General features: G+C 63.1%; 27 protein-coding genes. 5 read left to right on the forward strand and 22 right to left on the reverse strand.

Annotation, left to right across the window (positions count from 1 at the left end; all coding sequences use genetic code 11):
- Positions 1-21: 21 nt before the first annotated feature.
- From pdxH to SPH52_RS06955, 5 genes are all read right to left on the reverse strand, one after another.
- Entirely contained in the window at positions 22-663 is a 642-nt protein-coding gene (pdxH, locus tag SPH52_RS06935; RefSeq protein WP_411794273.1) for a pyridoxamine 5'-phosphate oxidase, read from the reverse strand.
- A gap of 116 nt (positions 664-779) precedes the next feature.
- The gene (locus SPH52_RS06940; protein ID WP_411794274.1) at positions 780-1,181 is read right to left on the reverse strand and encodes a DUF2069 domain-containing protein; all 402 of its coding nucleotides are present in this window, start codon (positions 1,179-1,181) and stop codon (positions 780-782) included.
- Positions 1,178-1,798: an NAD(P)H:quinone oxidoreductase gene (gene wrbA / locus SPH52_RS06945; protein WP_411794275.1), complete on the reverse strand. Its 621-nt coding sequence runs from the start codon at positions 1,796-1,798 to the stop codon at positions 1,178-1,180. Before wrbA ends, SPH52_RS06940 begins: the two co-directional genes overlap by 4 nt.
- Before the next feature lie 29 nt (positions 1,799-1,827).
- On the reverse strand, positions 1,828-2,184 hold the full coding sequence (gene arsC / locus SPH52_RS06950; RefSeq protein ID WP_411794276.1) for an arsenate reductase (glutaredoxin): 357 nt from the start codon (positions 2,182-2,184) through the stop codon (positions 1,828-1,830).
- A 90-nt stretch (positions 2,185-2,274) separates the two neighbouring features.
- A complete protein-coding gene (locus SPH52_RS06955; protein ID WP_411794277.1) occupies positions 2,275-2,718 on the reverse strand; it encodes a gamma-glutamylcyclotransferase family protein in 444 nt (147 codons plus the stop codon).
- Positions 2,719-2,840: 122 nt separating this feature from the next.
- On the opposite strand from SPH52_RS06955, the gene smrA reads away from it, so the two are divergent.
- Complete coding sequence (gene smrA / locus SPH52_RS06960) at positions 2,841-3,434, forward strand: DNA endonuclease SmrA (protein ID WP_411794278.1); 594 nt, start codon at positions 2,841-2,843, stop codon at positions 3,432-3,434.
- A gap of 62 nt (positions 3,435-3,496) precedes the next feature.
- On the opposite strand, the gene SPH52_RS06965 is transcribed toward smrA, so the two are convergent.
- From SPH52_RS06965 to metH, 4 genes are all read right to left on the reverse strand, one after another.
- Entirely contained in the window at positions 3,497-4,027 is a 531-nt protein-coding gene (locus SPH52_RS06965) for a DUF934 domain-containing protein (RefSeq protein WP_411794279.1), read from the reverse strand.
- The gene (locus SPH52_RS06970; RefSeq protein ID WP_411794280.1) at positions 4,020-5,672 is read right to left on the reverse strand and encodes a nitrite/sulfite reductase; all 1,653 of its coding nucleotides are present in this window, start codon (positions 5,670-5,672) and stop codon (positions 4,020-4,022) included. The genes SPH52_RS06965 and SPH52_RS06970 overlap by 8 nt, the downstream gene beginning before the upstream one ends.
- Positions 5,673-5,810: 138 nt before the next feature.
- Positions 5,811-7,139 carry an MATE family efflux transporter gene (locus SPH52_RS06975; RefSeq protein ID WP_411794281.1) on the reverse strand — a complete coding sequence of 443 codons (1,329 nt, stop codon included), beginning with the start codon at positions 7,137-7,139 and terminating at the stop codon, positions 5,811-5,813.
- A gap of 63 nt (positions 7,140-7,202) precedes the next feature.
- Positions 7,203-10,916, reverse strand: coding sequence for a methionine synthase (metH, locus tag SPH52_RS06980; RefSeq protein ID WP_411794282.1), 3,714 nt, complete (start codon positions 10,914-10,916; stop codon positions 7,203-7,205).
- Positions 10,917-11,162: 246 nt separating this feature from the next.
- On the opposite strand from metH, the gene nfuA reads away from it, so the two are divergent.
- Positions 11,163-11,753 (forward strand): Fe-S biogenesis protein NfuA, encoded by a 591-nt coding sequence (nfuA, locus tag SPH52_RS06985; RefSeq protein WP_411794283.1) that lies wholly within the window; start codon positions 11,163-11,165, stop codon positions 11,751-11,753.
- A gap of 75 nt (positions 11,754-11,828) precedes the next feature.
- Here the strand turns inward: nfuA and SPH52_RS06990 are convergent, their stop codons facing one another.
- On the reverse strand, positions 11,829-12,872 hold the full coding sequence (locus tag SPH52_RS06990; protein WP_411794284.1) for a DNA-binding protein: 1,044 nt from the start codon (positions 12,870-12,872) through the stop codon (positions 11,829-11,831).
- Between the two features lie 322 nt (positions 12,873-13,194).
- Here SPH52_RS06990 and SPH52_RS06995 point away from each other — a divergent pair, with 322 nt between their 5' ends.
- Together SPH52_RS06995 and SPH52_RS07000 are read left to right on the forward strand one after the other, a co-directional pair.
- On the forward strand, positions 13,195-14,337 hold the full coding sequence (locus SPH52_RS06995; protein WP_411794546.1) for a tyrosine-type recombinase/integrase: 1,143 nt from the start codon (positions 13,195-13,197) through the stop codon (positions 14,335-14,337).
- Positions 14,338-14,365: 28 nt separating this feature from the next.
- The gene (locus tag SPH52_RS07000; RefSeq protein ID WP_411794285.1) at positions 14,366-14,797 is read left to right on the forward strand and encodes a SufE family protein; all 432 of its coding nucleotides are present in this window, start codon (positions 14,366-14,368) and stop codon (positions 14,795-14,797) included.
- Here the strand turns inward: SPH52_RS07000 and SPH52_RS07005 are convergent.
- The 12 genes from SPH52_RS07005 to gorA form a co-directional block, all read right to left on the reverse strand.
- On the reverse strand, positions 14,761-15,168 hold the full coding sequence (locus SPH52_RS07005) for a ribbon-helix-helix domain-containing protein (RefSeq protein WP_411794286.1): 408 nt from the start codon (positions 15,166-15,168) through the stop codon (positions 14,761-14,763). The two genes, SPH52_RS07000 and SPH52_RS07005, sit on opposite strands and share 37 nt — an antisense overlap.
- 83 nt (positions 15,169-15,251) lie before the next feature.
- Positions 15,252-15,833 (reverse strand): DJ-1/PfpI family protein, encoded by a 582-nt coding sequence (locus tag SPH52_RS07010; RefSeq protein WP_411794287.1) that lies wholly within the window; start codon positions 15,831-15,833, stop codon positions 15,252-15,254.
- Positions 15,834-15,953: 120 nt separating this feature from the next.
- Positions 15,954-16,319, reverse strand: a complete 366-nt coding sequence (yidD, locus tag SPH52_RS07015) for a membrane protein insertion efficiency factor YidD (RefSeq protein ID WP_411794288.1) — start codon at positions 16,317-16,319, stop codon at positions 15,954-15,956.
- A 3-nt stretch (positions 16,320-16,322) separates the two neighbouring features.
- Positions 16,323-16,775, reverse strand: a complete 453-nt coding sequence (gene hisI / locus SPH52_RS07020; RefSeq protein ID WP_411794289.1) for a phosphoribosyl-AMP cyclohydrolase — start codon at positions 16,773-16,775, stop codon at positions 16,323-16,325.
- 21 nt (positions 16,776-16,796) lie between these two features.
- Complete coding sequence (locus tag SPH52_RS07025; RefSeq protein ID WP_411794290.1) at positions 16,797-17,249, reverse strand: transcriptional repressor; 453 nt, start codon at positions 17,247-17,249, stop codon at positions 16,797-16,799.
- Between the two features lie 33 nt (positions 17,250-17,282).
- Entirely contained in the window at positions 17,283-18,281 is a 999-nt protein-coding gene (locus SPH52_RS07030) for an alpha-L-glutamate ligase-like protein (protein ID WP_411794291.1), read from the reverse strand.
- Between the two features lie 5 nt (positions 18,282-18,286).
- Positions 18,287-19,792 (reverse strand): inactive transglutaminase family protein, encoded by a 1,506-nt coding sequence (locus SPH52_RS07035; RefSeq protein WP_411794292.1) that lies wholly within the window; start codon positions 19,790-19,792, stop codon positions 18,287-18,289.
- Positions 19,793-19,828: 36 nt separating this feature from the next.
- Entirely contained in the window at positions 19,829-20,683 is an 855-nt protein-coding gene (locus tag SPH52_RS07040; RefSeq protein ID WP_411794293.1) for an ATP-dependent zinc protease, read from the reverse strand.
- Between the two features lie 359 nt (positions 20,684-21,042).
- Complete coding sequence (locus SPH52_RS07045; protein WP_111411858.1) at positions 21,043-21,438, reverse strand: ectoine synthase; 396 nt, start codon at positions 21,436-21,438, stop codon at positions 21,043-21,045.
- A 131-nt stretch (positions 21,439-21,569) separates the two neighbouring features.
- Positions 21,570-22,835, reverse strand: a complete 1,266-nt coding sequence (gene ectB / locus SPH52_RS07050) for a diaminobutyrate--2-oxoglutarate transaminase (protein WP_411794294.1) — start codon at positions 22,833-22,835, stop codon at positions 21,570-21,572.
- Positions 22,836-22,915: 80 nt separating this feature from the next.
- A complete protein-coding gene (gene ectA / locus SPH52_RS07055; RefSeq protein WP_411794295.1) occupies positions 22,916-23,494 on the reverse strand; it encodes a diaminobutyrate acetyltransferase in 579 nt (192 codons plus the stop codon).
- Between the two features lie 265 nt (positions 23,495-23,759).
- The gene (gorA, locus tag SPH52_RS07060) at positions 23,760-25,121 is read right to left on the reverse strand and encodes a glutathione-disulfide reductase (RefSeq protein WP_411794296.1); all 1,362 of its coding nucleotides are present in this window, start codon (positions 25,119-25,121) and stop codon (positions 23,760-23,762) included.
- Positions 25,122-25,302: 181 nt separating this feature from the next.
- On the opposite strand from gorA, the gene can reads away from it, so the two are divergent.
- Complete coding sequence (can, locus tag SPH52_RS07065; RefSeq protein ID WP_411794297.1) at positions 25,303-25,959, forward strand: carbonate dehydratase; 657 nt, start codon at positions 25,303-25,305, stop codon at positions 25,957-25,959.
- Positions 25,960-25,969: the final 10 nt, after the last annotated feature.

Raw genomic sequence — 25,969 nt, forward strand, 5'->3', positions numbered from 1 at the left:
CTATCGCTCGCGCTCGGCAGGTCAGGGGGCCAGACGGAAGGAGCGCCAGGTTTCATCGCGATACTCGTAGCGAATGCGGTCGTGCAGCCGGCTGGGCTGTCCCTGCCAGAACTCGATCATGTCCGGTACCACGCGATAGCCCCCCCAATGCCCGGGCCGTGGGATCTCCTGGCCTTCGTAGGCCTGCTCGAAACGGTGCTGACGCTCCTCGATCCAATGGCGATCGGGAATCACCACGCTCTGGGTCGCGACCCAGGCACCCAGCTGGCTGGCACGGGGGCGGCTGTCGAAGTAAGCATCCGACTCCTCGTCGCTTACCGTTTCCACGCGGCCCTCGAGACGCACCTGCCGCCCCAGGGAAGGCCACCAGAACACCAGCGCGGCGTGCGGTACGTTGCTCAGCTCGCTGCCCTTGTGGCTGTGGTAGTTGGTGTAGAACACCAGGCCACGCTCATCGAAGCCCTTCAGCAGCACGATGCGTGCATGGGGCAGACCTTGGCTGTCGACGGTGGCCAGCGTCATCACGTTGCCGTCCTCACCCTCGGCATCCAGTGCCAGCGTCAGCCACTCGTTGAACAACTCCATGGGCTCTGCAGGCACCATGCCTTCCTCGAGCCTGCCACCCTCGTAATCGCGCCGGATGTCGGCGATGTTGCGTGTCATGGCGTACTCCTCGTCGTTTTTCTCAATGGTGGCCGCTGAGGGGCAGCAGCACAACACCCGCAGCTTGACCGTTATCACTGAATGCGTGATTCGGGCCGAGTCAGCATGCCCTCACTTCACTCACCGCGCTCCGCCTTCATCTGCCGACTGCGAAAGCGGGCATAGAACATGCAGCCGGTAAACAGCGCCAAGGCCGCCAGGGCCTCGACAACGCCGAGCAGCCCCTGACCCGGCAGCGTGGCCACCATCACTCCCTGAATGAAGTACAGCAGGCTGACGAAAGCCAGCCAGGCATGCCCCCTGGGCCGCTTCCCCATGATCGAAGGCAGGAAGAGCATGAGCGGCAGGGTGCGAATCAGTATCGGTGTCAGCGGATTGGTTCCAGCCTCCATCGCCAGGCCGCTCCAGATCAGCAGGGCCAGCAGCACCACATAGCTGGTGAGTACCAGTTGGCGACTTCGCTCGGTGAGTAGGTCCAGCCCGTGGCGCGCCTCGAGATCCTCGACCCAGCGCCTCATGAATCCTGCCTCAGGTCGCCAAGGGCCAGAGCCAGGCGTGCCAGCCGCTTACCCTGAGCGCGAACCAGTCGACGCTCGACATCGGCCAGGGGCTGGTCGCTGCGTTGACCGGCCACATGGCTGGCCCCGTAGGGGGTGCCGCCGACGATAGTGGTCATCAGGTCGGTCTCGCTATAGGGCAGGCCGGCATAGACCATGCCGTGATGCAGCAGCGGCAGCAGCATGGAAACCAGGGTGGTCTCCTGCCCGCCATGCAGGCTGGACGTGGAGGTGAACGCCGTGGCCGGCTTGTCCACCAGCGCGCCGTTGAGCCACAAGGCGCTGGTCGAATCGATGAAGTACTTCAATGGCGCGGCCATGTTGCCGAAGCGGGTCGGGCTGCCCAGTGCCAGCCCGGCACAGTGGCGCAAGTCATCGAGATCGGCGTAGATCGCCCCCTCGGCGGGAATCTCGGGGTCGACGGCTTCACAGGTGGGCGAGACCGGCGGCACGGTACGCAGCCTTGCCTCGATGCCGGAACAGGACTCGACGCCGGCGGCCAACTGCTCGGCCATGCTACGCGTGGCACCGTGTCGGGAGTAATACAAGATCAACACATAGGGAAGGGAGTCGTGCATCGTGGCTCCAGTTCGCAAGAGGGCAGGGATCAATCTTTCGCATGGAGCAGAGCGAGTACGTCCTCCGGCGGGCGACCGATCACAGCGCGTTTGCCGTCGTCGGCAATGGGACGCTCCATCAGCTTGGGATAGCTGACAATGGCGCGTATCACCTCTTCCTGATCCTGCAGGTCAATGTCCTCGAACTCCTGCCACTCCGCTTCCTGGGTCCGCACCAGCGCCTCCCCATCGGCGTCCAGACGCGACATCAGGTCGCGAAGCTCTTCCTCGCTCAGCGGTTCATCGAGGTAGCGTCGTACCGTTACTTCGACACCGTGTTCCTCCAGTAGCGCCAACGCTTGGCGCGACTTGGAACAGCGGGGATTGTGATAGAGCGTAATAGCCATGCGAGACTCCTCGATCCTTGAAAGGCTAGCCTTATTGTAGAAGGCGCGTCATGTCGGCCACAACCGTGGCCCCGAAAATGTCCGCTTCGATCAGTTGGTTGCGTCAGCGTCGGCAGATACCTCCTCCAAGCGCCGATAGACCCACACCGCACGCCCATTCGCCAGACGCATGGGTACACGCTGGTAGCGAATCCCAAGCCGCTCGTAGCGGTCCAGTCGCTCCAGCTCGCCGGCGTCGACCACGATGACTTCACCCTCGACACGCTCTCCCGGCGCCTCGGTCAGGTCGAGGCCTTCGCGGCGCACCCCCTCGAGGGCCGCCGCCTGGGTATCCCCGGCGCGGCCCATCACCACCCAGCGAACAGGAGCAAAACGCAGCGTGCCATAGACGAAAACCGCATGCTCACCCTCCTCGATGTCAGGGAGATGCGCAGGTCGGTCATAGGTATAGGGGCTGAGCATGGTGAGCCAGAGCCAACCCAGCACGGCTAGCAGGGCCGCCACCGTGCCCAGGGTGACATAGCGAATGCGCATGTACTCCTCCTTGAGTCCTGTAGGCAACCATCCTGCCACGGCAGGGGGACTCCTGTCCGGTTCTAGCGGTCGCAAGGCTCTGCTAGGATGAAAATCAAGGCTCGAAACAGCGGAGGATGCCCATGACCCAGTCGGCACACGAGGAACAGGACTTCAGGGCATTGATGGGAGACGTGAAGCCGCTATGCAGGAGCGCCAATCGAGCCGATCCTGGCCCTCGCCGATCTCGTCCCACCGAGGCCCAGTTGGCGCGCCGCGAAAGCGCCCAGGAGGAGCTCGGCCAGGACAGCTTCCTGTCGGACGACTTCGTCGAACTGCTGCCACCGTTCGACCCCATCGAGTTCCGTCGCGACGGTATCCAGCAGGGCGTGGCCGACCGCCTGCGCCAGGGCGGCTATCCCGCTCAGTCACGCCTGCACTTGCTGCGTCGCCCACCGGCCGAGTGCCGTCGGGTGCTGCCCCAGTTCATCCACGAAGCCTATGCCCATGACCTGCGCTCCCTGCTGATCGTGCACGGACGGGGTCATGAGATCGACAGCCCAGCCAACGTGCTGCGCTCCTACCTGGCCAAATGGCTGAACCAGTTCGAGGTTGTCCAGGCCTATGTGTCGGCGCAGCAGGCCGACGGTGGGCTCGGAGCGACCTGGGTCATGCTGCGCAAGAGCGAGCGGGCGAGGGCGGATAACCGCGAGCGCCAGCAGAAGCGGCGCGGCTGACCCGCTGGACGACAAAAAAGCCGGCTCGTGGCCGGCTTTTTCAGCAGCGAGTGGCGACAAGCCTAGGCCAGGGCAGGCTCACGCCCCAGGGCTTCACGCATACGCTGGCGGAACAGCGGCTCGGCCACGTCCACGGCCGGCTGATAGGCACGACTGAAGGCGTTGAGGGCCTGGAGAGCGTCTTCAAGCCACTGGTCCTCGCGCAGCGACAAGGCATCGAAGCCACAGCGGGTGAGGAAGAATACCTGATCGATCAGCACGTCGCCGATGGCGCGGATCTCGCCATTAAAGCCGTAGCGTTCGCGCAGCAGCCGAGCCAGGCTATAACCGCGACCATCGGTAAACTTGGGGAAGTCGATGGCAATCAGCGGTGCAGCGGCCAGTTCCTCGGCCAGTTCCGGCGTCAGCTCGGTATCGCTGGCGAGCCACGGCGCCAGCTCACGGCTTCCTTCTAGTGCCTGCCAGCGCGCCAGAGGCACGATGGCAGGGGAGTCCGGCAGCACAGCGTCCTCGTCGCGGATCAGCGCCCAGCGGTCCTCGGCCGGCTTGCCACTACGGATGAAGGGGCGTACTGAAGCGTCTTGATCAGGCATATACCCGCTCCTTGAAAGGCTTGAGGCCGATACGGCGATAGGTTTCGATGAAGGTCTCGCCCTCGGCACGCTCACCGACGTAGACCTGCAATACCTTGTCGATGACTTCGGGAACGCTCTCGCGATCGAACGAGGGGCCGAGTATCTTGCCCAGCGAGGATTCGTTGCCCTGGGCCCCGCCGAGCGAGATCTGGTACCACTCCTCGCCCTTCTTGTCGACGCCGAGAATGCCGATGTGACCGACATGGTGATGACCGCAGGCATTCATGCAGCCGGAGATGTTGAGATCCAGCGGCCCCAGGTCGTAGAGGTAGTCGATGTCCTCGAAGCGCTCCTGAATGGCCTGAGCGACCGGAATCGACTTGGCGTTGGCCAGGGCACAGTAATCGCCGCCCGGGCAGCAGATCAGGTCGGCCAGGGTACCCACGGTGGGGTTGGCCAGGCCGAGCTCCTGCAGGCGCTGCCAGAGCTCCTCCAGGCGATCCACCGCCACGTCGGCCAGCACCAGGTTCTGTTCGTGGGTGACGCGAATCTCGCCATGACTGTACTCGTCGGCGAGGTCGGCTACCTGATGCATCTGTTCCCAGGTCAGGTCGCCAGGTGAGTGACCGCGGCGCTTGAGCGACAGCGTGACCGCCTTGTAGCCCGGCACCTTGTGGCCATGCACGTTGTTGGTCACGAAGCGGGCAAAGGCCCGGTTTTCCCTACGCAGGCGCTCGAAGTCGGCGATTGCCTCCTCGCTGACGGCGCGGCGCTCCGGGTCGACGAAATGCGACTGCATCGCCTCGACCGCTTCGCGGGTCAGCGTCTGCGGGCCATCCTTGAGGTGCGCCCATTCGGCATCGACCCGACGGCGGAACTCCTCGACACCCAGCGCCTTGACCAGAATCTTGATGCGCGCCTTGAACTTGTTGTCGCGGCGGCCGAACTGGTTGTAGACGCGTACCAGCGCTTCCAGGTAGGTCAGCAGGTGCTGCCACGGCAGATCGTCACGCACCACTTCGCCGATCATCGGCGTGCGGCCAAGGCCGCCGCCGGCCAGCAGCTTGACGCGTACCTCGCCTTGGTCGTCGCGCCACAGGCGCAGGCCGACATCGTGCACCTGGATGGCAGCACGATCCTCCGCAGAGCCCGTCACGGCAATCTTGAACTTGCGCGGCAGGTAGGTGAACTCGGGATGGAAGGTCGACCACTGGCGAATCAGCTCGCACCAGGGACGCGGATCGACCTCTTCATCCTCGGCGATACCGGCGAACTGATCGGAAGAGGTATTACGGATGTCGTTGCCGCTGGTCTGGATGGCGTGCATCTGCACGCTGGCGAGCTCCGCCAGCATGTCGGGAACCGTTTCCAGCTTCGGCCAGTTCAGCTGCAGATTGGTGCGGGTGGTGAAGTGCCCGTAGCCGCGATCATAGTCGCGTGCCAGGTCACCCAGCTTGCGCAGCTGATAGGAGGCCAGCATGCCGTAGGGGATGGCAATGCGCAGCATGGGCGCGTAACGCTGGACGTAGAGTCCATTCTGCACGCGCAGCGGCAGAAATTCTTCGTCACTGATCCTGCCAGCCAGATAGCGATTCATCTGGTCGCGAAACTGGGCGACGCGTTCATTGACCAGGGTCTGATCATGGGTGTCGTAGCGATACATTCAGCCGGTCCTGCTGCTTAGGGGATTGGCGAAGCGTCAGGGGGCACCATAACGCCCCTGGCATATTCTATGAAAGAATAAATATTTATATTTTTTATACGTAAAAGCATATAAAGCGTCAAGTCATCTGCACACGGCTCAAAGCTGCAACCTCAACCAATGCCGGCGCTGCCAGATCGCCGCGAACCACAGTGAGTTCAGCCCGCGATAGCCGAGCTGCACCCACCAGATGCCCAGCAGTCCCATTTCCATGACTACGCCGACCCACCAGGCCAGCGGCAGAAAGATCAGCCACTGCAGAGTGAGCGTGGTGGTCATCACGGTACGGTTGGCACCGGCACCGAGCAAGGCCTGTCCCAATACCAGCGCAGCGGCATCCAGTACGATCATGATCGCGGTGAGCTGCAAGGGCAGGCGGGCAAAGGTTATCAGATCGGGGTCGTGCAGGAACACTGCCAGGATCCAATCGGGAAACACGGCCATGGGCAGCGCCAGCGCGGCCAGGCACAGCCAGGCCAGACGCACCACGTCCCAACCCCAGCGATGGGCATCGCCATGGGCCTGCTGGCCGAGCGACTGTCCCACCAGGCTCATCGCGGCCATGCCCAGGCCTACGCCTGGCAGGATCAGCAGCAGCGAGAGATTCACCAGCACGTGGCCCACGGCAACGCTGGCGGTGTCGATCTGGCCCAGGATCCAGAACAGCACCGCATAGCCGGCAGCGAACCATAGCTGCTGGAAGGAGTGCGGCATTGCCAGGCGCAGGGTGGTCGCCAGGGTGGGGCGCCGGGGCAGGCCGGCCAGGAACCCACTGGGAAGGGCACGGCGGAGGCTGAGCAGCGCCCAGAGCCCGAGGCCAGCGAACAGCGAAAGGGTGGTGCCCGCACCAGCCCCTGCCGCTCCCATGGCGGGCAGGCCCAAGTAGCCGAAGATCAGGCACACGCTGGCCGCCACATTGACGACGTGCATCACCAGCATGATGCGCAGGTAGTAATCGCTCTGCTGGATGCCGTTCCAGTAGCCGCGAAAGCAGAAGATCATCGCCACGGCGACGAGCGACAGTACCCGCCAGCGAAAGTATTCCACCGCTACTGCGTTCACCTCGGCACTGGGATTGATCAACCCCATCAGCCGCGGGGCCTGCCACAGGCAGAGCAGGGTACCGGGGAGCGATACCAGTAGCGCGATGACCAAGCCCGCGTTGAGCGGCAGGGCGCGCAGATGCCAGGCCTCCTCACCATGGCGTCGTGCGGTCTGCGCTTGAACACCGGAAGAGAGTCCGAAGACCAGTGCGGTGATCAGGAACATGGCGTAGCCGCCGATACCCACCCCGGCCAGCGGCACCTCGCCGAGCGAGCCGACCAGCGCCGCATCGATCAGGTTGATCAGGCTCTGGGTCAGCATCGCGGCAATGATCGGCGTGGCGAGACGCAGGATACGCTGGCGGCGACTCGAGTCGGGTAGCATGGCCTATCGCTGGGTTAGAGGATGACTCGCGCCGGTGGCGCGAGCGATACAGGGCGTCATCGATCAAGCCGGGTCATAGGAAAGTACCGGGGACAGCCAACGCTCCATCTCCTCCAGCGACATACCCTTGCGCTCGGCCAAGGCCTCGACCTGCTCGCGGGTGATCTTGCCGGTGGAGAAGTATTTAGATTGTGGATGTGAGAAGTACCAGCCTGACACCGCGGCCGCCGGCCACATGGCGAAGTTCTCGGTCAGCTCGATGCCGGCATTCTCGGTGGCCTCGAGCAAGCGGAACAGCGTGCGCTTCTCGGTATGGTCGGGGCAGGCGGGGTAGCCCGGTGCGGGGCGAATACCCTGGTATCTCTCGGCGATCAGCGCATCGTTGTCCAGCGTCTCGTCGGGCACGTAGCCCCAGAACTCCTTGCGCACCCGCTCGTGCATGCGCTCGGCGAAGGCCTCGGCCAGGCGGTCGGTGAGCGCCTGGACCATGATCGCGCTGTAGTCGTCCCCGGCGGCCTTGTAGCGCTCCGCCAGCGCCTCGACGCCGTGACCCGTGGTCACGGCAAAGCCGCCGATCCAGTCGGCCTTGCCGCTGCTCTTGGGAGCCACGAAGTCGGCCAGGCTGTAGCAGATGCCGTCGCGATTCTTGGTGGTCTGCTGGCGAATGTGATGCAATCGTTCGATCACCACGCTGCGCGACTCGTCGGCATAGACCTCGATGACATCGTCATCGACGCTGTTGGCAGGCCACAGGCCGATGACGCCACGTGCTTCCACATGCTTCTCGTCGAGAAGCTTGCGCAGCATCTCCTGGCCATCGGCAAACAGGCTGCGAGCAGCTTCGCCGACGACGGCATCATCCAGGATGCGAGGATACTTGCCCGCCAGCTCCCAGCTCATGAAGAACGGGGTCCAATCGATTCGCTCGATGAGCTCCTCGATATCGTAGTCATGGAAGACTTTGAGGCCGGTGAAGGTGGGCGGTGGTGGCGTATAGCTCGCCCAGTCGATGGGCAGCTTGCGCTGGCGGGCCTCGGCATAGCTCAGGTCCGCCGCCTTGGGCCGGCGCTTGGCATTGCGCTCGCGCACCTGCTCGTACTCGGCCTTGATCTCGGCCACATAGGCGGGCTTGAGCGCTGGCGAGAGCAGCTTGCCCGCCACGCCCACCGCGCGGGAAGCATCAGTCACGTAGATGACCGGCTCGTCGTACTGCGGTTCGACCTTGACTGCAGTATGGGCCTTGGAAGTCGTCGCACCGCCAATCAGCAGAGGCAGCTTGAAGCCTTGTCGCTTCATCTCCTTGGCCACGTGGACCATCTCGTCCAGCGACGGCGTGATCAGCCCCGAAAGACCGATGATGTCGGCGTTCTCCTCGCGCGCGACCTGCAGGATCTTCTCCGCCGGTACCATTACGCCGAGATCGACCACGTCGTAGTTGTTGCACTGCAGGACCACACCGACGATGTTCTTGCCGATGTCGTGCACGTCGCCCTTGACCGTGGCCATGACGATCTTGCCCTTGGCCTGCTGGTCTTCCGCCGCGAGCTCGCTCTTCTCGGCCTCGATGAAGGGAATGAGATAGGCCACTGCCTGCTTCATGACGCGTGCCGACTTGACCACCTGGGGCAGGAACATCTTGCCGGCGCCAAACAGGTCGCCGACCACGTTCATGCCATCCATCAGTGGCCCCTCGATTACCTCGATGGGCCGCGCGGCACGCTGGCGGGCAAGCTCGGTATCTTCCTCGATGAAGGCGGTGATGCCCTTGACCAGGGCGTGCTCGATGCGCTTCTCCACCGGCCAACTGCGCCACTCGAGGTCCTCCTTCCTGGCACCGCCGCTGCCATCGCCCTTGTACTTGTCAGCCAGGTCGACCAGCCGCTCGGTCCCGTCGCTGCGGCGATTGAGCACTACGTCCTCGACGGCTTCCCGCAGCTCGGCAGGCAGGCCGTCGTAGACCGCCAACTGACCGGCGTTGACGATGCCCATGGTCAGCCCGGCGCGAATGGCGTGATAGAGGAAGACCGAATGGATCGCCTCGCGCACCGGGTCGTTACCGCGGAACGAGAACGACACGTTTGAGACGCCGCCGGAAACCATGGCGTGGGGCAGGTGCTCGCGGATCCAGCGGGTGGCCTCGATGAAGTCGACGGCGTAGTTGTCGTGCTCCTCGATGCCGGTGGCGATGGCGAAGATGTTGGGGTCGAAGATGATGTCTTCCGGCGGGAAGCCGATCTCCTCCACCAGCAAGGTATAGGCACGCTGGCAGATCTCGGTCTTGCGCGCGAAGGTATCGGCCTGGCCGGTCTCGTCGAAGGCCATGACCACCACGGCCGCGCCGTAGCGTCGACATAGCGTCGCCTGCTCACGGAATGCCGCCTCGCCCTCCTTGAGCGAAATCGAGTTGACCACCGCCTTGCCCTGCACGCACTTGAGTCCGGCCTCGATGATCTCCCACTTGGAGGAGTCGATCATGATCGGCACCCGGGCGATGTCGGGCTCGCCGGCGATCAGGTTGAGGAAGCGCACCATGGCCTCCTGCGACTCCAGCATGCCCTCGTCCATGTTGATGTCGATGATCTGGGCGCCGTTCTCCACCTGGTCGAGCGCCACTTCCAGCGCCGTGGTGAAATCCTCCTCGACGATCAGGCGCTTGAAGCGCGCCGAGCCGGTGACGTTGGTGCGCTCGCCGACGTTGACGAACAGCGAGCCCTTCTCGATGTTGAAGGGCTCCAGCCCCGACAGGCGACAAGCTCGCGGACGCTCCGGGATCTTGCGCGGAGGCATGCCCTGGATGGCGTCATGGATCGCGGCAATGTGCTCGGGCGTCGAGCCGCAGCAGCCGCCGATGATGTTGACCAGCCCGCTCTCGGCGAACTCGGCAACGATCGCCGCCATCTCTTCCGGTGTCTGGTCGTACTCGCCGAACTCGTTGGGCAGCCCGGCGTTGGGGTGCGCGGAAACGAAGGTATCGGCCTTGTTCGAGAGCTCTTCCAGGTAGGGGCGCAGCTCTTCGGCACCCAGCGCACAGTTCAGCCCGATCGACAGCGGCTGGGCGTGGCGCACCGAGTTCCAGAACGCTTCGGTGGTCTGACCGGAGAGGGTGCGGCCGGAAGCGTCGGTAATAGTGCCGGAGATCATCACCGGCAGGCGCTCGCCGCGATCTTCGAACAACGTTTCCAAAGCGAAGATGGCGGCCTTGGCATTTAGGGTATCGAAGATGGTCTCGATCAGGATCAGGTCGGAGCCACCTTCGATCAGCGCCTCGGCAGCTTCGTAGTAGTTCTCGCGCAGCTGGTCGAAGGTGACGTTGCGCTTGGCCGGGTCGTTGACGTCAGGGGAGAGCGAAGCCGTGCGCGACGTCGGTCCAAGTACGCCGGCAACATAGCGCGGCACGCCGGTTTCGGCGGCCACTGCATCGCACACCTCACGCGCCAGGCGTGCCGACTCGCGATTGAGTTCGGGCACCAGTTCCTCCATGCCGTAATCGGCCTGGGAAAGACGGGTGCTGTTGAAGGTGTTGGTCTCGATGATGTCGGCACCGGCCTCGAGGTACTGGCGATGAATGCGGGTGACCAGTTCGGGGCAGGTCAGCGCCAGCAGGTCGTTGTTACCCTTCAGGTCCGAGGGCCAGTCGCGGAAGCGCTCGCCGCGGAAGTCGGCTTCGTCGAGGCGAGCATTCTGCAACATGGTACCCATGCCGCCATCCAGCATGAGGATGCGCTCACCGAGCCGTTCGGTGAGGGTGGCGGTCAGTGCGGGGGGTAGGGCGGCCATGGGTCGGGTCGGTCTCCAGCGAAAGTCACGTCCAGGAATCTATGCCGCCCCGTTGATTCTTGTCGGCTTCTGGCCAGGGCGGTCGTATCGGCCCGACATGGTAGCAAAACCAGGCGCTTGAGGGCAGGGCTGGTCAAAAACCGACCAAAACAGTCGGGATTGTCTCGAAGCGGGCTTTTGCTTACCATTATGGCATGTCACTTACGGCCGGCCCGCCAAGGCCCAGGCCCGACCAGCGAGAACACCATGAGCGAGATCATCCAGATTACCGACAGCGCCCAGGACTACCTTGCCGAACTGCTCGAGAAGCAGAACGTCGAGGGGATTGCAGTGCGCATCTTCATCACCCAGCCGGGCACGCCCTATGCCGAGACCTGCCTGGCCTACTGTCGGCCCGGCGAGGAGGAGCCCAGCGACGAGCGCCTGGAGCTCGCCAAGATCACGGTGCTGCTCGACAAGAACAGCATTGCCTTCCTCGAGGAAGCGGTGGTCGATTTCAATGCCGACCGCATGGGCGGCCAGCTGACCATCAAGGCGCCCAACGCCAAGATGCCCAAGGTCAACGCCGACAGCCCGCTGGAGGATCGCGTCAATTATATTCTCTACAGCGAGATCAACCCGGGTCTCGCCGCCCATGGCGGCGAGATAAAGCTGGTCGAACTGACCCAGGACCAAGTGGCGATACTCGCCTTCGGCGGTGGCTGCCAGGGCTGTGCCGCGGTCGACCTGACCCTCAAGGAGGGGGTGGAGAAGACCCTGATGGAGCGCATTCCGGAACTTGCCGGCATCCGCGACGTGACTGACCACACCGATACCACCAACGCCTACTATCGCTGAGGCTCTTCCAGCGACCCGTCAGCATGCCGTTCTTAGGATCACCCGGCGCGCCCCGAGGGGCGCGCCTGAGCAATCTCAGCGAACGCCCTCGGAAGGCTCCACTGCAGGGCTTTCCTGCGCTTCCGCACTGTTGTCGGTGCGACGAGACGTAAATCCCTCCTCACCCGGCTGCCAGGTACGGCGCATCAGTTCTGCTTCCAGCGTACGCAGACGCGCCGCCTGCTCATCGATGTGACGCTTCTGGTCGTCGATGCGCGCCTGCAACAGCGACTGCTCGTGGCGTAGGGTATCGATCCGTTCCTCGGCCCGGCTCCTGGCCCACTGCGTCTCGCGGTGCTGCTTCTCCTCACGACCCAGCGCCGCCTGTGTCTCGTGAAATTGCCGCTGCAGGTTTTCCTGCCGCTTCTCCAGTTGCGCAACGGTGGCGTCATGCCGCTTTTCGGCAGACACCCGCTCCTGCCGCGACTCGTCGAGCAGGCCCATGAGGCGCGCCTCGGCCGCCTCGTGGCGCTGCTCTTCCTGATTCAGGCGCGCCAGGTGCTGGGCGTCGCGGTCGGCCAGCGCCTGCAGGTGGGCCTGGGCCTGCTGCTCGTTCTCCTTCTGCAGCTTGTCGAGCTGCTGCAGGGCACGGTTCAGGCGTTCCTCGAACTGACGCGCTCGCTCCTGCCACTGGTCACGCTCGGCCTCGACTCGCGCCAGCGCCGCGCTGCGTGACTCCAGCCGCTGTTCCGTTCCCGCCAGATGCGCGGACAGGGCGGCTTCGCGCTGCTCGGCATCCTCCACCTGACGCTGCGCCTCCTGCATGGCAGCCTGGGCCTCGGCTACGCGCCGGTCGGCCTGCTCACGGTAGCTTGCCAGCGCTTCGCCGGCAGACTCCTGGGCCTTGTGCCACAAGCTTTCCGCCAGTCTCAGCACCGGTTCCGGCATGGTCTGCGAGGAAGGTAGGTCGCGGTTGGCCTCGCGCTGGAATCGCCACTCGCGCAGATGATCGCTGATGGTGGTGAAGCTGCCGGTTCCCAGTACGTCACGAATCTTCTGGACGCTGGGCGCATCCCCCTTGGCCAGCAGGGTCTCGATGGCCTGCTGGACGTCTTCGTACTGCACACCGCTGCGCGCCATGACGATCTCCTTGTGTGGTGTGGCGGCTGATCCTTGCATCACGCGGCAGGCGTCGTTTGTTCTTTGCCGTTTCCTTGCGCCCGCTCGGATATCCAAGCATAGCGACTTTCGTTGAAAGCGGAAAGAAAATTACATTATACGTATTACGTAATTTACGTAACATAATTCTTATTTTTTCAAGATTACCCGCATTATCTTGAATAACTGACCGCTACGGGTGAGACTCAAACCATCAGACAGCAAGAAGCGACGAAGCACGATGAGGCCAGCGAGCGAGAAGGGCGGCACCGCCATTCTCTCCAGCGATCAGCACGAAGAAGGGATGCATGCCCAAGGCCTTGCGCTACCCACATCAAGCGCAAGCGGGGCTGCACGCATTGCCGCTGGTAACGACGCCGAGGCGGTGGCGCAGTGGCTCGCCGAGTTCCGCACCAGCCCGCAGACGCTACGCGCCTACCGCCGGGAAGCCGAACGGCTGCTGCTGTGGCTGGGGCATCAGGGGCGCGGGCTCGACGAACTTCGCCGCCAGGACCTGGACGCCTTCGAAGCCTTTCTGGCATCGCCCACACCGCGCCACCTCTGGGTGGGGCCGCCACGGCCGCGTCACTCACCGGACTGGCGCCCGTTTCGTGGGTCACTGTCGCCGTCCAGCCGTCGGCAGAGCCTGATCATCCTGCAGGGTATGTTCGCCTGGCTGGTAGAGGCGGGGTGGGTCGGCCACAATCCGTTTCGCCTGATGCGCGACAAGCGCCGTCGGCTCGACAATCGCCAGCCCGGCATCGACCGTTATCTGGAGCGCCCGCTGTGGGAGTGGCTATGGCGATGGCTGAGCGAGCCGCACGCCGAGGACACCGGCGCTCGCGAGCGCTATCTCTGGCAGCGTCGCCGTACGATCTTCGGCTTCGCCTACCTATTGGCGCCGCGCATCAGCGAGATGGCTGCCGCTGAAATGGGCGACTTCTTCCAGCGTGAAGGGCGCTGGTGGTGGCGTGTGACGGGAAAGGGCGGCAAGACGGCACGCATCCCGGTACCCGAGGACATGCTGGCCCTGCTCGCCGACTGGCGTGAAACGCTGGGCCTCGCCGCCGAACCGCGGCCTGGCGAGGAGGACCCGGTGCTGCGCGGGCTCGACGGTCGGCGTGGCATCGGTGACAACCAGCTCTATCGCCTGATCCGCGACACTTTTCGCCAGGCAGCCGACGCCCTGGAAGCCGAGGCAGGCGAGAAGGCGACGTCACAGGTGGCACGGCTGCGCGCCGCCACGCCTCACTGGCTGCGCCATACCGCGCTTACACATCAGGCCCAGGCCGGCGTTGAGCTACGCTATCTCGCCGGCACTGCGCGACATGCGCGGCTCGATACCACGGCCCAGTACCTGCACAGCGAGGACGAGGAGTGGCATCGCCAGCAGTCCGCTCACGGCTTGCCCGGCAAGGCGGACGGATCCAGGGCCGAACCGGTATAATGATGGCCAAGTCAACACGGGAGGCAACATGACCACCGAAGCCACGGCCGAGCAGGCCCAGCAGGCGCTGCGGGAAGAGTTCGAGATGTTCGACAACTGGATGGACCGCTACCAGTACATCATCGACATGGGCAAGCAACTGCCGGCGTTTCCCGAAGAGTGGAAGACGCCCGAACTGAAGATTCAGGGCTGTCAGTCGAACGTCTGGATGCATCACCAGCGCGACGGCGAGGTACTGCACTTCGATGCGGTGTCGGATGCGGCCATCGTTTCCGGCCTGATCGCCGTGCTGATGCGGATCTACAACGATCGTCCAGCCAACGAGATTCGCGACACCAGTCCCCACTTCCTGCAGGATCTGGGCCTCGACAAGCATCTCTCTCCCACGCGCAGCAATGGCCTGCATGCCATGCTCGGCAAGATCTACGAAGTCGCCGAGAAAGAGGCCGCCTCCGCCTGACCCCGGACTGCGGGAAGCGCAGCGGCATGCCGCTGACGCTCCCGCATGAGAATGCCCTCGGCATCAAGGCTGGCAATGGCAACGCCCGGCGCAGTGGGAATCTCGCCCGCCACCTGCAAAGCCTGGTAGCGGCCGCAGCAGACGCGCAGGAAGGAAGCAAAGTTGGCCGGATCGTGCCCGGCCTCGGCGCACTCCCGGGAGAGCTTTGCGACCAGTTGGCTGAGAGAGAGGCCGTCGCGCCTGCCAATTTCTTCGAGAACCTTCCAGAAGAAGCGCTCCAGGCGCACGCTGGTCGAAACGCCATCCAGCCGCATCGAGCGGGTCTGGGGCTCCCAGAGGTCCGGCTCGGCGCCGATGAAAAGCCTGCACATGCCATCTCCTCCCTTGCTGGCCCGGCCGACGCTTTCATCATGGCGTCGACAGCGGGCCAGGGCAAGGTGGTTTCGGATAGCGGCTAGAGTTCGATACGGGTACCCAGCACGGTCAGGAACTGGGCGATCCACGCCGGGTGGGCGGGCCAGGCCGGGGCGGTGACCAGCTTGCCGTCGGTTACGGCATCATCCACCGCAATGTCGGCATAGCGGCCGCCGGCCAGCTCCACCTCGGGGCGGCAGGCGGGGTAGGCCGAGCAGGTACGCCCCTCCAGTACGCGGGCGGCAGCCAGCAGTTGGGCACCGTGACAGATCGCCGCTACCGGCTTGTCGGCTTCAAAAAAATGACGCACCAGCGCAATGACCTTGTCGTTCAGGCGCAGGTACTCCGGGGCGCGACCGCCGGCAATCACCAGCCCATCGTAGTCGCCAGGTTCTACAGCGGCAAAGTCGGCGTTGAGGGTGAAGCGGTGCCCAGGCTTCTCACTGTAGGTCTGGTCGCCCTCGAAATCGTGGATGGCAGTGGCGATGCTGTCGCCGGCCCGCTTGTCCGGACATACGGCATCAACGCGATGGCCCACGGCCTGCAGAGCCTGGAACGGCACCATGGTCTCGTAGTCCTCGGCGAAGTCGCCGCACAGCAAGAGCAGTCGTTTGGCGGACATGGCGTCTCTCCTCATCGGATCGTTGTGGTTGGATGTACCACTGACCAGTGTGGCAGGAACGAACCGGAGGAGGGTGGTAGTGGGCTACTACAAGTGGACAGCTACTAGCCGTCAGCGGGATCAGTGGCGGACCTGGCGCTGTTCGGCAGCACGCCCGGCGGGACGGCAGCAAAAGTGTTCGTCGAGCTCGGGATCTTCACGGCACATTCGCTCGCTCAGCCCGCCAGGCACGGGATCGATGCCGCCGTTGCTGCCGGGGTGGCAGCGCACGATACGCTTGGCGGCAAGCCAGCCGCCACGCAGCGGACCATGGACCTGGATGGCTTCAACGGTATAGTGCGAACAACTGGGCCAGAAACGACAGCGCGGCCCCAGCAGGGGGCTCACCACCAGTTGGTAGAGTCTCACCAGGGCGATCATCGACAGCCCCAGGGCAGCTCGCAGCAACCTGCCCAGGCGCACGAGCCAGGCCGTCAGGCAGGGCATGGCTCAGCGATCCTCCACCGGCTTGCGATAGAGGGCCTCGGGATCGATCAGCGGCTCACTGCTGATACGCGCCTCGGAGCCTTCCAGGGCCACGTAGAAGCAGCTGCGGCGTCCGGTATGACAGGCCGGGCCGGTCTGTTCGACCTGCAGCAGCAGGGTATCGCCATCGCAGTCGAGACTGGCTGCCCGCAGGTGCTGCTGCTGGCCGGAGGATTCCCCCTTGCGCCACAGCTTGCCCCGCGAACGCGACCAGTAGCAGACGCGCCCGGTCGAGAGCGTCTCTTGCAACGACTCGCGATTCATCCAGGCCATCATCAACACCTCGCCGGTGTCATGCTGCTGGGCAATGGCGGGAATCAAGCCGTCGCCGTTGAAGCACACCGCATCGAGAACCCGCGCCAGCGGCAGACGGGCATCGAGCTCGGCACGCTCGAGTTGCTTGAAGGTATCGGTCATGGCGTTTCCGTTATGGCTGGCTCAGGCCCGCGCTGCAGCATTCAGACACAGGTCGCAGCTGCCCAAGAGCTCGATAGTCTGGCGTTCGACACGAAAGCCCAGGTCGCGCGCCTGGGCGCTGAGCTGGGCATTGACGTCATCCAGATGCAACTCCTCGACGCGCCCGCAGTGGCGACAGATCAATAGCTGGAAGCCGTGGGCATGCTCGGGGCAGGGGCAAGCCACATAGGCATTCAGCGATTCGATACGATGCACCAGCCCTTGCTCGATAAGGAAGTCGAGCGCTCGGTAGATTGTCGGCGGTCGGGCCGCCGCATGCTCGACGGCCAGGCGATCGAGCAATTCATAGGCCTTCAGGCCACCGCTGGCCCCGGCGATCATCTCTAGCACGCGTCGGCGAATCGGGGTGAAGCGAACCCCGCGAAGTTGGCACTGTCTTTCGGCCTGCACGAGCAGGGCGGTAGCGTCGGTCATGGGCGACCCGATATGTCAGGAATGGCCTTCATTCTACGTGCTGAGGCAGGGCTGGGCCAGCTCGGTCTCCTCGGGTAGTCCCTTGAGTTCGCCCTGGCGGGCGAAGTGCCGCTGGGCGAAGGCGACCCGCTCCTTGACCCCCAACCCCTCGGGCTGCTTCTCCACCAGGTCCAGGCGAGGGCGGAGTCCTTCGCCGTTGGCCATCTGAATGGCAAGCCCGGGGCGGGCATTGAGCTCGAGCAGCATGGGGCCTCGGTTGCGGTCGATCACCATGTCGGTGCCGAGATAGCCGAGTCCGGTCATTTCGTAGCAGCCTGCCGCCAGTTCCAGCAGGCTGGTCCAGTCAGGGATGTGCAGGCTGGCGAGTTCATGGCCGGTATCCGGGTGGTCGCGTCGCGAGCGGTCGAACTGGACGCCGCGTACAGCCGTTCCCGTGGCGATGTCGAGTCCTACGCCCACGGCCCCCTGGTGCAGGTTGGCCTTGCCGTCGGAAGCGGCAGTGGAGAGGCGCATCATGGCCATGACCGGATAACCGCGGAAGATGATCACGCGGATGTCCGGCACGCCTTCGTAGGTGTACTCGGAGAGCTGTTCGTCGAAGTTGATGAGGGCTTCGATCATGGCCACGTCCGGCGTTCCACCTAGTGAATAGAGACCGGACAGGATATTGGAGACGTGCCGATGGAGATCCTCGAGGCCGAGACGCACGCCACTGGGCTTGATGAAGCCATCCTGGTCGACACGTTCGATAACCAGGATGCCCTTGCCGCCGCTGCCCTTGGCCGGCTTGATGACGAAGCCCGAATGGCCGGCAATCATTCCCTGCAAGCCCTTGATGCCGAACTGGGTGGAGACGGTGCCGATCAGGGCAGGCGTGGTGATGCCATGCTTTTCTGCCAGCAGCTTGGTTTTCAGCTTGTCATCCACCAGCGGGTAGAGCCGCCGACTGTTGTAGCGTCCGATGTAGCGAATGTTGCGCCGGTTCATTCCGATGATGCCGCGACGCAGGAGCTGGCTCGGCCGTGCCCACATGTTGTTCAATCCTCGGTGACCGGTTTGAAGCGTCTCAGCTCGAGCAACCGGTATCCCGTGTAGTTACCCAGTAGCAGTATCAGCGACATGATGATGAGCTGTACGCCCAGGAAATTGAAAGTGATATGGCGTATCCACGGGTTGTTCATGGCGAGATAGGCCAGTACCGCAGTAATGAGGCTTCCCCCGCCCTGAATCAAGACCTCCTTGGGTCCTTCTTCCTCCCACAGGATAGACATGCGCTCGATGGTCCAGGCCAGGATGATCATCGGGAAGAAGGTGATCGTCAGACCGGCGTTGAGCCCTACACGATAGGAGAGTACGGAGAAGATCGAGATGATGGCGATGACCGTGATGATCACCGCCGAGACTCGAGCCACCAGCAGCAGGTTGAGATACGACAGATAATTGCGTATCACCAGCCCAACGGCAACGATCAGCAGGAAGCCGATCAGGCCGGTTGGCAAGGTCGTCTGGATGAAGGCCAGCGCGATCAGCACGGGCATGAAGGTCCCCGACGTCTTGATCCCGACAAGGATGCGCAGGAACACGACCACCAGCGCGCCGATGGGAATCAGCAGAATGGTCTGGAACAGTGCCTGCTCCTCGAGCGGCAGGCTGTGAATCGAGAAGTTGAGCAGGGTATCGTCGGCCAGTTGGCTGCGCACGGCGGCCGCGGCTGGCTGGCTGCGCGACAGCATGGAGAAGGTGACCCGAGAGTTGCTCCCCCCCTGGACTTCGAGTACTGCACGCCCACCGGTCTCCCAGAGCATGAGATTTTCCGGCTGCCCCTGATCGGCGGTGCGCGGGTTGAACAGCGCCCAGTTCTCTTCGTCTGTGAAGACCATGATCCAAGAGGTCAGTGCCTGCCGACGGCGGCCATCCTCGAGTACCAGGCCGCTGACTTCACGGGCATGAACGCCGGCCTGGTTGAGCAGGCGCACCAGGAGGGCGGTGCGCTCGAACTGGGTCAGCAGCAGCCGCGCATTCTCCCCTTGTCGATCCTCGTTGAAGTCGCGAATCAACTCCCGGGTAAAGGTATAGGGGTCGGCACTGCGCATCCAGGCGCGCTCGATCACCTGAGCTGCTGCCGTATCGTAGGGCCGTTCCCAACTGATTTCGCGCAGCTCCGGACGAGAAACCTGGCGTTGCCGGCGGTCATCGGTCACCTGCAGACGCACGGAGTAGTAGAGCTGCTGGCTGCCCGTTGCACGGCGGATCGACCACTGTGCGCGGCGGCCAGTCTCGTCCTGCAGGAACGACAGGCCGTAACCCGGTGACGCGGTGTTCTCGGTCAGGATCCGGTAGCCACGCTGATGCGAGGGCAGTGCCAGGTCCACCCGGACGGGCTCGCCCAGGGCGGTGAAGTCAACGATCGCCTCGACCTCCCAGATCTGTCGCAGCTCGCCAGGGGTCCAAGGCACCTCCATCTGAATATGGCGGTGCAGGCTCGTACCGATGCCGAGCACCATCAGAAGACCCACGATGAGATAGAAGGGCAGTCGCGACATGTATCATCCTTGCAAATAGGGCAAACAGGCTCGGTATCAGCCTTCTTCTTCGTCCCGGTCGTTGATCTCATCCTCCGGCGCCTCGGAGGCCGGGCGACCTCCGGGAAACTCGGGACGTGGATGTAGGTAGTTCTCCGCCACGTCGATCACCGCGATATCCATCAGGAAGCGACGCCCGAGCAGCACCGGGTAGTTGAGATGGGTGCGGTCGCTCAGGGTGAATTCCACCGTCTCGCGGATCGGCCCGAGGGACATCATCATGCTGACCACCGGACGCGACTCGCTACCTGCCGCCTGCAGGATACGAACGCGACGCTCCACCGGACGTTCGATCCATTCGTCACGCACGTTATCGACGACGATATCATCGTCGTTCAAACCCAGCTTGAAGCGTACCCAATCCTCTCCGTCACGCTCGAAGCGCGTGACATCCGTGGCGGACAGGGAGGAGGTGTTGGCACCGGAATCCACGCGTGCACGCAGATAGGTGCCCACGTCGGGAAGACCAATCCATTCGGCACGGCCAACCATTTCCTTGGAGGAGAGCGTCTCGCTCAGCTCACCGCTGCATTCGGCCGGAATCAGCACCGGGTCGTCGCCACGACGCTGCTCCAGCCGTTCGATATCGCCACGAAGGTGGCGAAGTGTGATCCCGGCATCGCGCAATTCGGCAAGCAATTCCGTTTGTTGCCGCTCATTGGCGGCCTGGGTATCGGAGCGGTCGCAGCTCTGCGCAATCTGTTCCTCGAGCTGGCCGATGCGCGCCTCGAAGGCTGCGGGGCTGAGTGTGGGCTCGGGCTCTGACTGTGAGTCGGGTGTGAGGGCGCATCCGCTGATCAACAATGAACTCAGCAACCAGGGTATGGGTGCGGATAGCGTTCTCGGTCGCATTGGAATCGACAGCCTCCGGTCGGGCTACGGGAAAAACGTAGCGGCAGTGGGCTTGGCTTGAAGGACACACGCTTCGTCGCGGTGAAACATGACGGAGGATGATAAGGATTTCGAGGTGGCGTTGTCCAACGCCATGACAGAGATCACATTTAACATAATATACATTACACGAACTCACATGCTATCCCGCGCCATCGCGCTACATCTCGATGTCGGCTCGCTGGAGCCGCCCAGTCGGCATGTATGGCCCAAAAGCATACAACTTCCGCAAAGAACCCCGGCTCGCTGCCGAGGTTCCTCTGCATATCAATTCACGCCAAGCCACTTTCATTTCACGTCGCTTTCATTCCAAGCCAGGTTCAGGCTTCATCGGCCGGCGCGTAAGAGCCATCCTCACGATGCACTTCCTTGCCAGTGATCGGCGGCGTGAACACGCAGGCCAGATGCATGGTCTTGTGTGCCCGCAGCAAGTGCTCGTCGTGCTGGTCGAGAATATAGATGTCGCCCGGCTTGATCGGCCAGATCTTGCCGTCGGCCAGGGTTTCCACTTCGCCTTCACCTTCGATGCAGTACACCGACTCGTAGTGATGCTTGTAATGGATGTGCGTCTCGGTGCCTTCGTAGATCCGCGTGATGTGGAACGAAAAACCACCACCATCGTTGGCCAGCACCAGACGTGTGCTGTCCCAAGTGCCGCTTTCCGCCTTGACCAGGCGGTCCGTCTTGCGCGCTTCCTCGAGATTGCGAACGATCATCTTCCAGTCTCCATTCGATTCTTGGACTGGCCGGCTGCCGTTACAACTACAGCAACTACATGCAGCAACTACAGCCGACCGTTAACATGAATGCGTTGGGTGCCGTATCGGATAATGGCACCGGCACTAACTCAGGTCATGACTTCCTTGACACTTGCCTCGAGGATATCCAGCCCTTCGAGCAAGTCCTCGTCAGGAATGGTCAACGGGCACAGACACTTGACCACTTCGCCGGCCTGGCCGCTGGTCTCGATCACCAACCCCTTCTCAAAGGCCTTGGCGGTGATCTTGTCGGCCAGTTCGCCATCGCCCACATCAATGCCGCGCATCAGGCCGCGGCCACGCTCGGAGGCCGACACACCCTGTTCGGTGATCCAGGCGGCGATCTTCTGGAAGCGGTCCTCGACTACCCTGCCCTTGCGCTGGACATCACGCTCGAAGGTATCGTCACGCCAGTACTGCCGCATGGCGGCCGCGGCCGTGGCAAAGGCCAGGTTGAAGCCGCGGAAGGTGCCGTTGTATTGGCCCGGCTTCCATTTGTCGAGATCCGGCCGCATCAGCACGTGGGCGAACGGCAGACCGAAGCCGGACAGCGACTTGGAGTTGGTCACGATGTCGGGCTTGATGCCGGCATGCTCGAAGCTGAAGAACTTGCCGGTACGACCGCAGCCGGCCTGAATGTCGTCGACGATAAGCAGGATGCCGTTGTCTCGACAGATCCGCTCCAGGCGCCTGAGCCAGTCGAGCCCTGCCACGTTGATGCCGCCCTCGCCCTGCACAGTCTCGACGATGACCGCCGCCGGCAGGTCCAGGCCACTTGAATTGTCGCCCAATAGCTTCTCGAAATAGTCCAGGCTGTCGGTATGCTCGCCCAAGTAGCCGTCATAAGGCATGAAGGCGCTGCCCTGCAGCGGAATCCCACCGGTGGCTTCACGGAACTTGCGGTTGCCGGTAGTGGCCAGTGCCCCCATGGTCACACCGTGGAAGCCATTGGTGAAGGTGACGATGTTGTGCCGTCCCTGGGCCACCCGGGCCAGGCGAATCGCCGCCTCGACGGCGTTGGTGCCGGTCGGCCCCGGCAAGTGAACCTTGTATTCCAGCCCGCGCGGCTTGAGGATCACCTCTTCGAGGGTCTCCAGGTAGTCACGCTTGGCGGCGGTCCAGAAATCGAGGCCGTGCACGATCCCGTCGCTGTCCAGGTAGTCGAGCATCGCCTGCTTGAGGTGCGGATTGTTGTGGCCATAGTTGAGGGTGCCGGCCCCGGCCAGGAAATCGATGTACTCGCGCCCCTCCTCATCGGTCAATCGAGCGTTCCTGGCCGTGGTGAAGACGACGGGGAAAGAGCGCGAATAGGTTCGCACGTTGGATTCGAGACGTTCGAGAATCTGGGTCTGCATGTCGACCTCCTGTCGGAATAATCAAGCATAGGGAAGCATGGACGGCCGAAGGCCTCGACCATCCAGCGAATCGGATGGGATCAGATGCGCCGTGTGTCGAAAGGGCCGATGCGCACGAGATTCTCGGGGTCATGTTCTCCGCCGAGTTGATCCGTGGAGAAGTACTCACGGCTATTGAGAGGCGCCTGCCAGCGATCGGCGAGGCGGCGGAACAACCCCCACGACGCCTGGTTGTCCGGCGTGATGGTCGTTTCCAGATGATGCACTTCGTTCATTTCCGGGCGGCTCATGACCGCCTCGACCAGGCGCCGAGCCAGGCCGGTGCCGCGGGCCTTCTCGCCTACCGCCACCTGCCAGAGGAAATAGGTATCCGGCGCGTTGCTCTTCACGTAACCCGACACGAAGCCGACGATTTCATCTTCTTCATTGGTGGCAACGGCGCAGGTATCACGGAATTGCGTCGCTAGCAGCAGATAGGCATAGGCGGAGTTGACGTCGAGCGGCGGGCAGGACTTGACCAGCTCGTAGATTCCCCAGCCATCGTCCGGGTTGGGCTTGCGAATGAACAGTGGCGAGGCATCACTGCCGACTACGGCATCGGCCACACTGGGGCGGGCCAGCTCGGCGGAGGGTGTAAAAGGCTGCGGTGTCACGTTCATGGTAAGGCTTCGCTGTAGCGATGTTGCGGCTAATAATAACAGGGCTCACCGGCAAATCAAAACTAGCATTATGGCTACGGCACGGTTGCATAACAAAAAATTATCATTGGTTGCCAAAGCGCTAGGGAGAAACACTATGGAGAAGCGCTATGGACAAGCACCAGGGAAAAGTCTAGACCACGTTGGTGAACAAGTGGCAAAACGAAATCGGGCAGCCCTAAGGCAGCCCGATGATCAAAGGAGCGTGTTTCAGCAGGAGTGTAGTTCAGTGGCGTGAAAGCGTACGCATGGTGACGAATTCCTCGGCGGCCGTCGGGTGAATACCGACCGTGGCATCGAAATCCGCCTTGGTGAGACCGGCCCTCACGGCAATGGCGATGCCTTGGATCAGCTCACCGGCCTCCTCGCCTACCATATGGGCACCAACCACCACGTCGCTGGCGTCATCGACGATCAGCTTCATCAGGCAGCGCTCCTCGCTGCCGGAAAGCGTATGCTTCATGGGACGAAAATCAGTGCGGTAGACCCGTATCGCAGCATACTGCTTGCGTGCCTGTTCCTCCGCAAGCCCGACCGTACCGATGTTGGGATGACAGAACACGGCGGTAGCGATGTTGCGATAATCCATCGGCGCAGTCGGCGCGTCAGAGAAATGCTGCTGTACCAGGTGCATCGCTTCGGCCAGGGCCACCGGCGTCAGTTCCGGCCCACCGGTCACGTCGCCCAGCGCCAGGATGGAAGGTATCGAGGTCTCGAAGCGGTCGTTCACCTTGACGCTGCCGTCAGGGTTGAGATCGACGCCCAGCGCGTCGAGCCCGACGCCCTCGAGATTGGGCTTGCGACCGGTAGCGGCCAACACGGCATCGACTTCCAGCGATTCGCCGTTGGTGAGCGACACCAGCAAGCCTCCCTCGACCTTGTCGATGCTCTCGATGTTGGTCTCGAAGTGCAGGTTGACACCCTTGGCCGCCATCTGCTCACGGGTGAACTCGCGCACTTCACGGTCGAAACCGCGCAGGAACAGCTCACCGCGATAGACCAGATGGGACTCGCTGCCCAGGCCGTTGAAGATACTGGCGAACTCCACTGCGATATAGCCACCGCCGAGGACCAGGAAACGTCGCGGCATCCGCTCCAGATCGAACACTTCGTTGGAGGTCACGGTCAGCTCGCGCCCGGGAAAATCGGGCACCCAAGGCCAGCCGCCGACAGCCACCAGAATCTTGGCAGCAGTGAAGCTCTCCCCTGCCACCTCGACTCGGTGCGCATCCACCACCCGTGCTCGCCCGTTGATCAGGCGTACGCCGGCATTGTCCAGCAGGCGGCCGTAAATCTCGTTGAGCCGGGCGATTTCGCGGACCTTGTTATCACGCAGCGTGGCCCAGTCGAACACTGGGGCTTCCGGCAGGCTCCAGCCGAAGCCCCGCGCATCCCGAAAGGCATCGTGAAAATGTGCGGCATAAGAGTATAGTTTCTTGGGTACACAGCCAACGTTGACGCAGGTCCCGCCCAGGTAGCGGTCCTCGGCAACGGCCACCCGTGCACCGGTCGCTGCCGCGGTACGGGCGGCACGCACCCCACCGGAGCCTGCGCCAATGACGAACAGGTCATAGTCGAAATCAGACACACGATTCTCCTTGTCTTGCCGGGTGTGGAATAACTGGCCCGGTCGGATCGCATGATTTTACCAGCGCGCCCCTTGCGTGTAGAGCCGACTCCCGCTTCGGCATCGGTTGGTTGACCCCCACCGCCAGCGGCGGTACAAGAGGCGCTCCACAACAGCCACCCCTGGCCAACGGGACCCAACCATGGACAAGGAAATCGAAATCCTGCTCGACAACAACCGCTCCTGGGCGGAGCGGATGTGTCGTGAGGATGCGGATTACTTCACGCGGCTTTCGCAACAACAGAATCCCAATTACCTGTGGATCGGCTGTTCGGATAGCCGAGTACCCGCCAATCAGATCGTGTCACTGCCGCCGGGCGAGGTCTTCGTTCATCGCAACGTCGCCAACCTGCTGCATCATAACGACATGAATGCACTGTCCGTAGTGCAATACGCCGTCGACGTGTTGCAGGTCAAGCACATCATGGTCGTGGGTCACTACGGCTGCGGCGGCGTGCGTGCGGCAGTGGCCGGTGGCGAATGCGGCATGGTCGATTACTGGTTGCACTCGGTGCGTGAGCTCTATAGCCACCACCGCTCTTCCCTGGCGCATCTTCCTCTCGATCAGCAGATCGATCGCATGTGCGAGCTCAACGTGCAGGCACAGGTCAACAACCTGTGTCGTACCAAGATCGTCCAGCTCGCCTGGCAGCGCGGCCAGCCGTTGGCCGTACACGGCTGGATCTACGGCCTCGGCGACGGCCGCATCACCGATCTCGAGTGCACCGTGAAGGGCCTGGATCAGGTGGCCACGCTCTATCGCATCGACCGAATCGAGGCCAGCCCCGACGCCTGCTGATGCGGACCGG

The organism is Halomonas sp. A29 (assembly GCF_046723295.1).
Lineage (GTDB): Bacteria > Pseudomonadota > Gammaproteobacteria > Pseudomonadales > Halomonadaceae > Halomonas.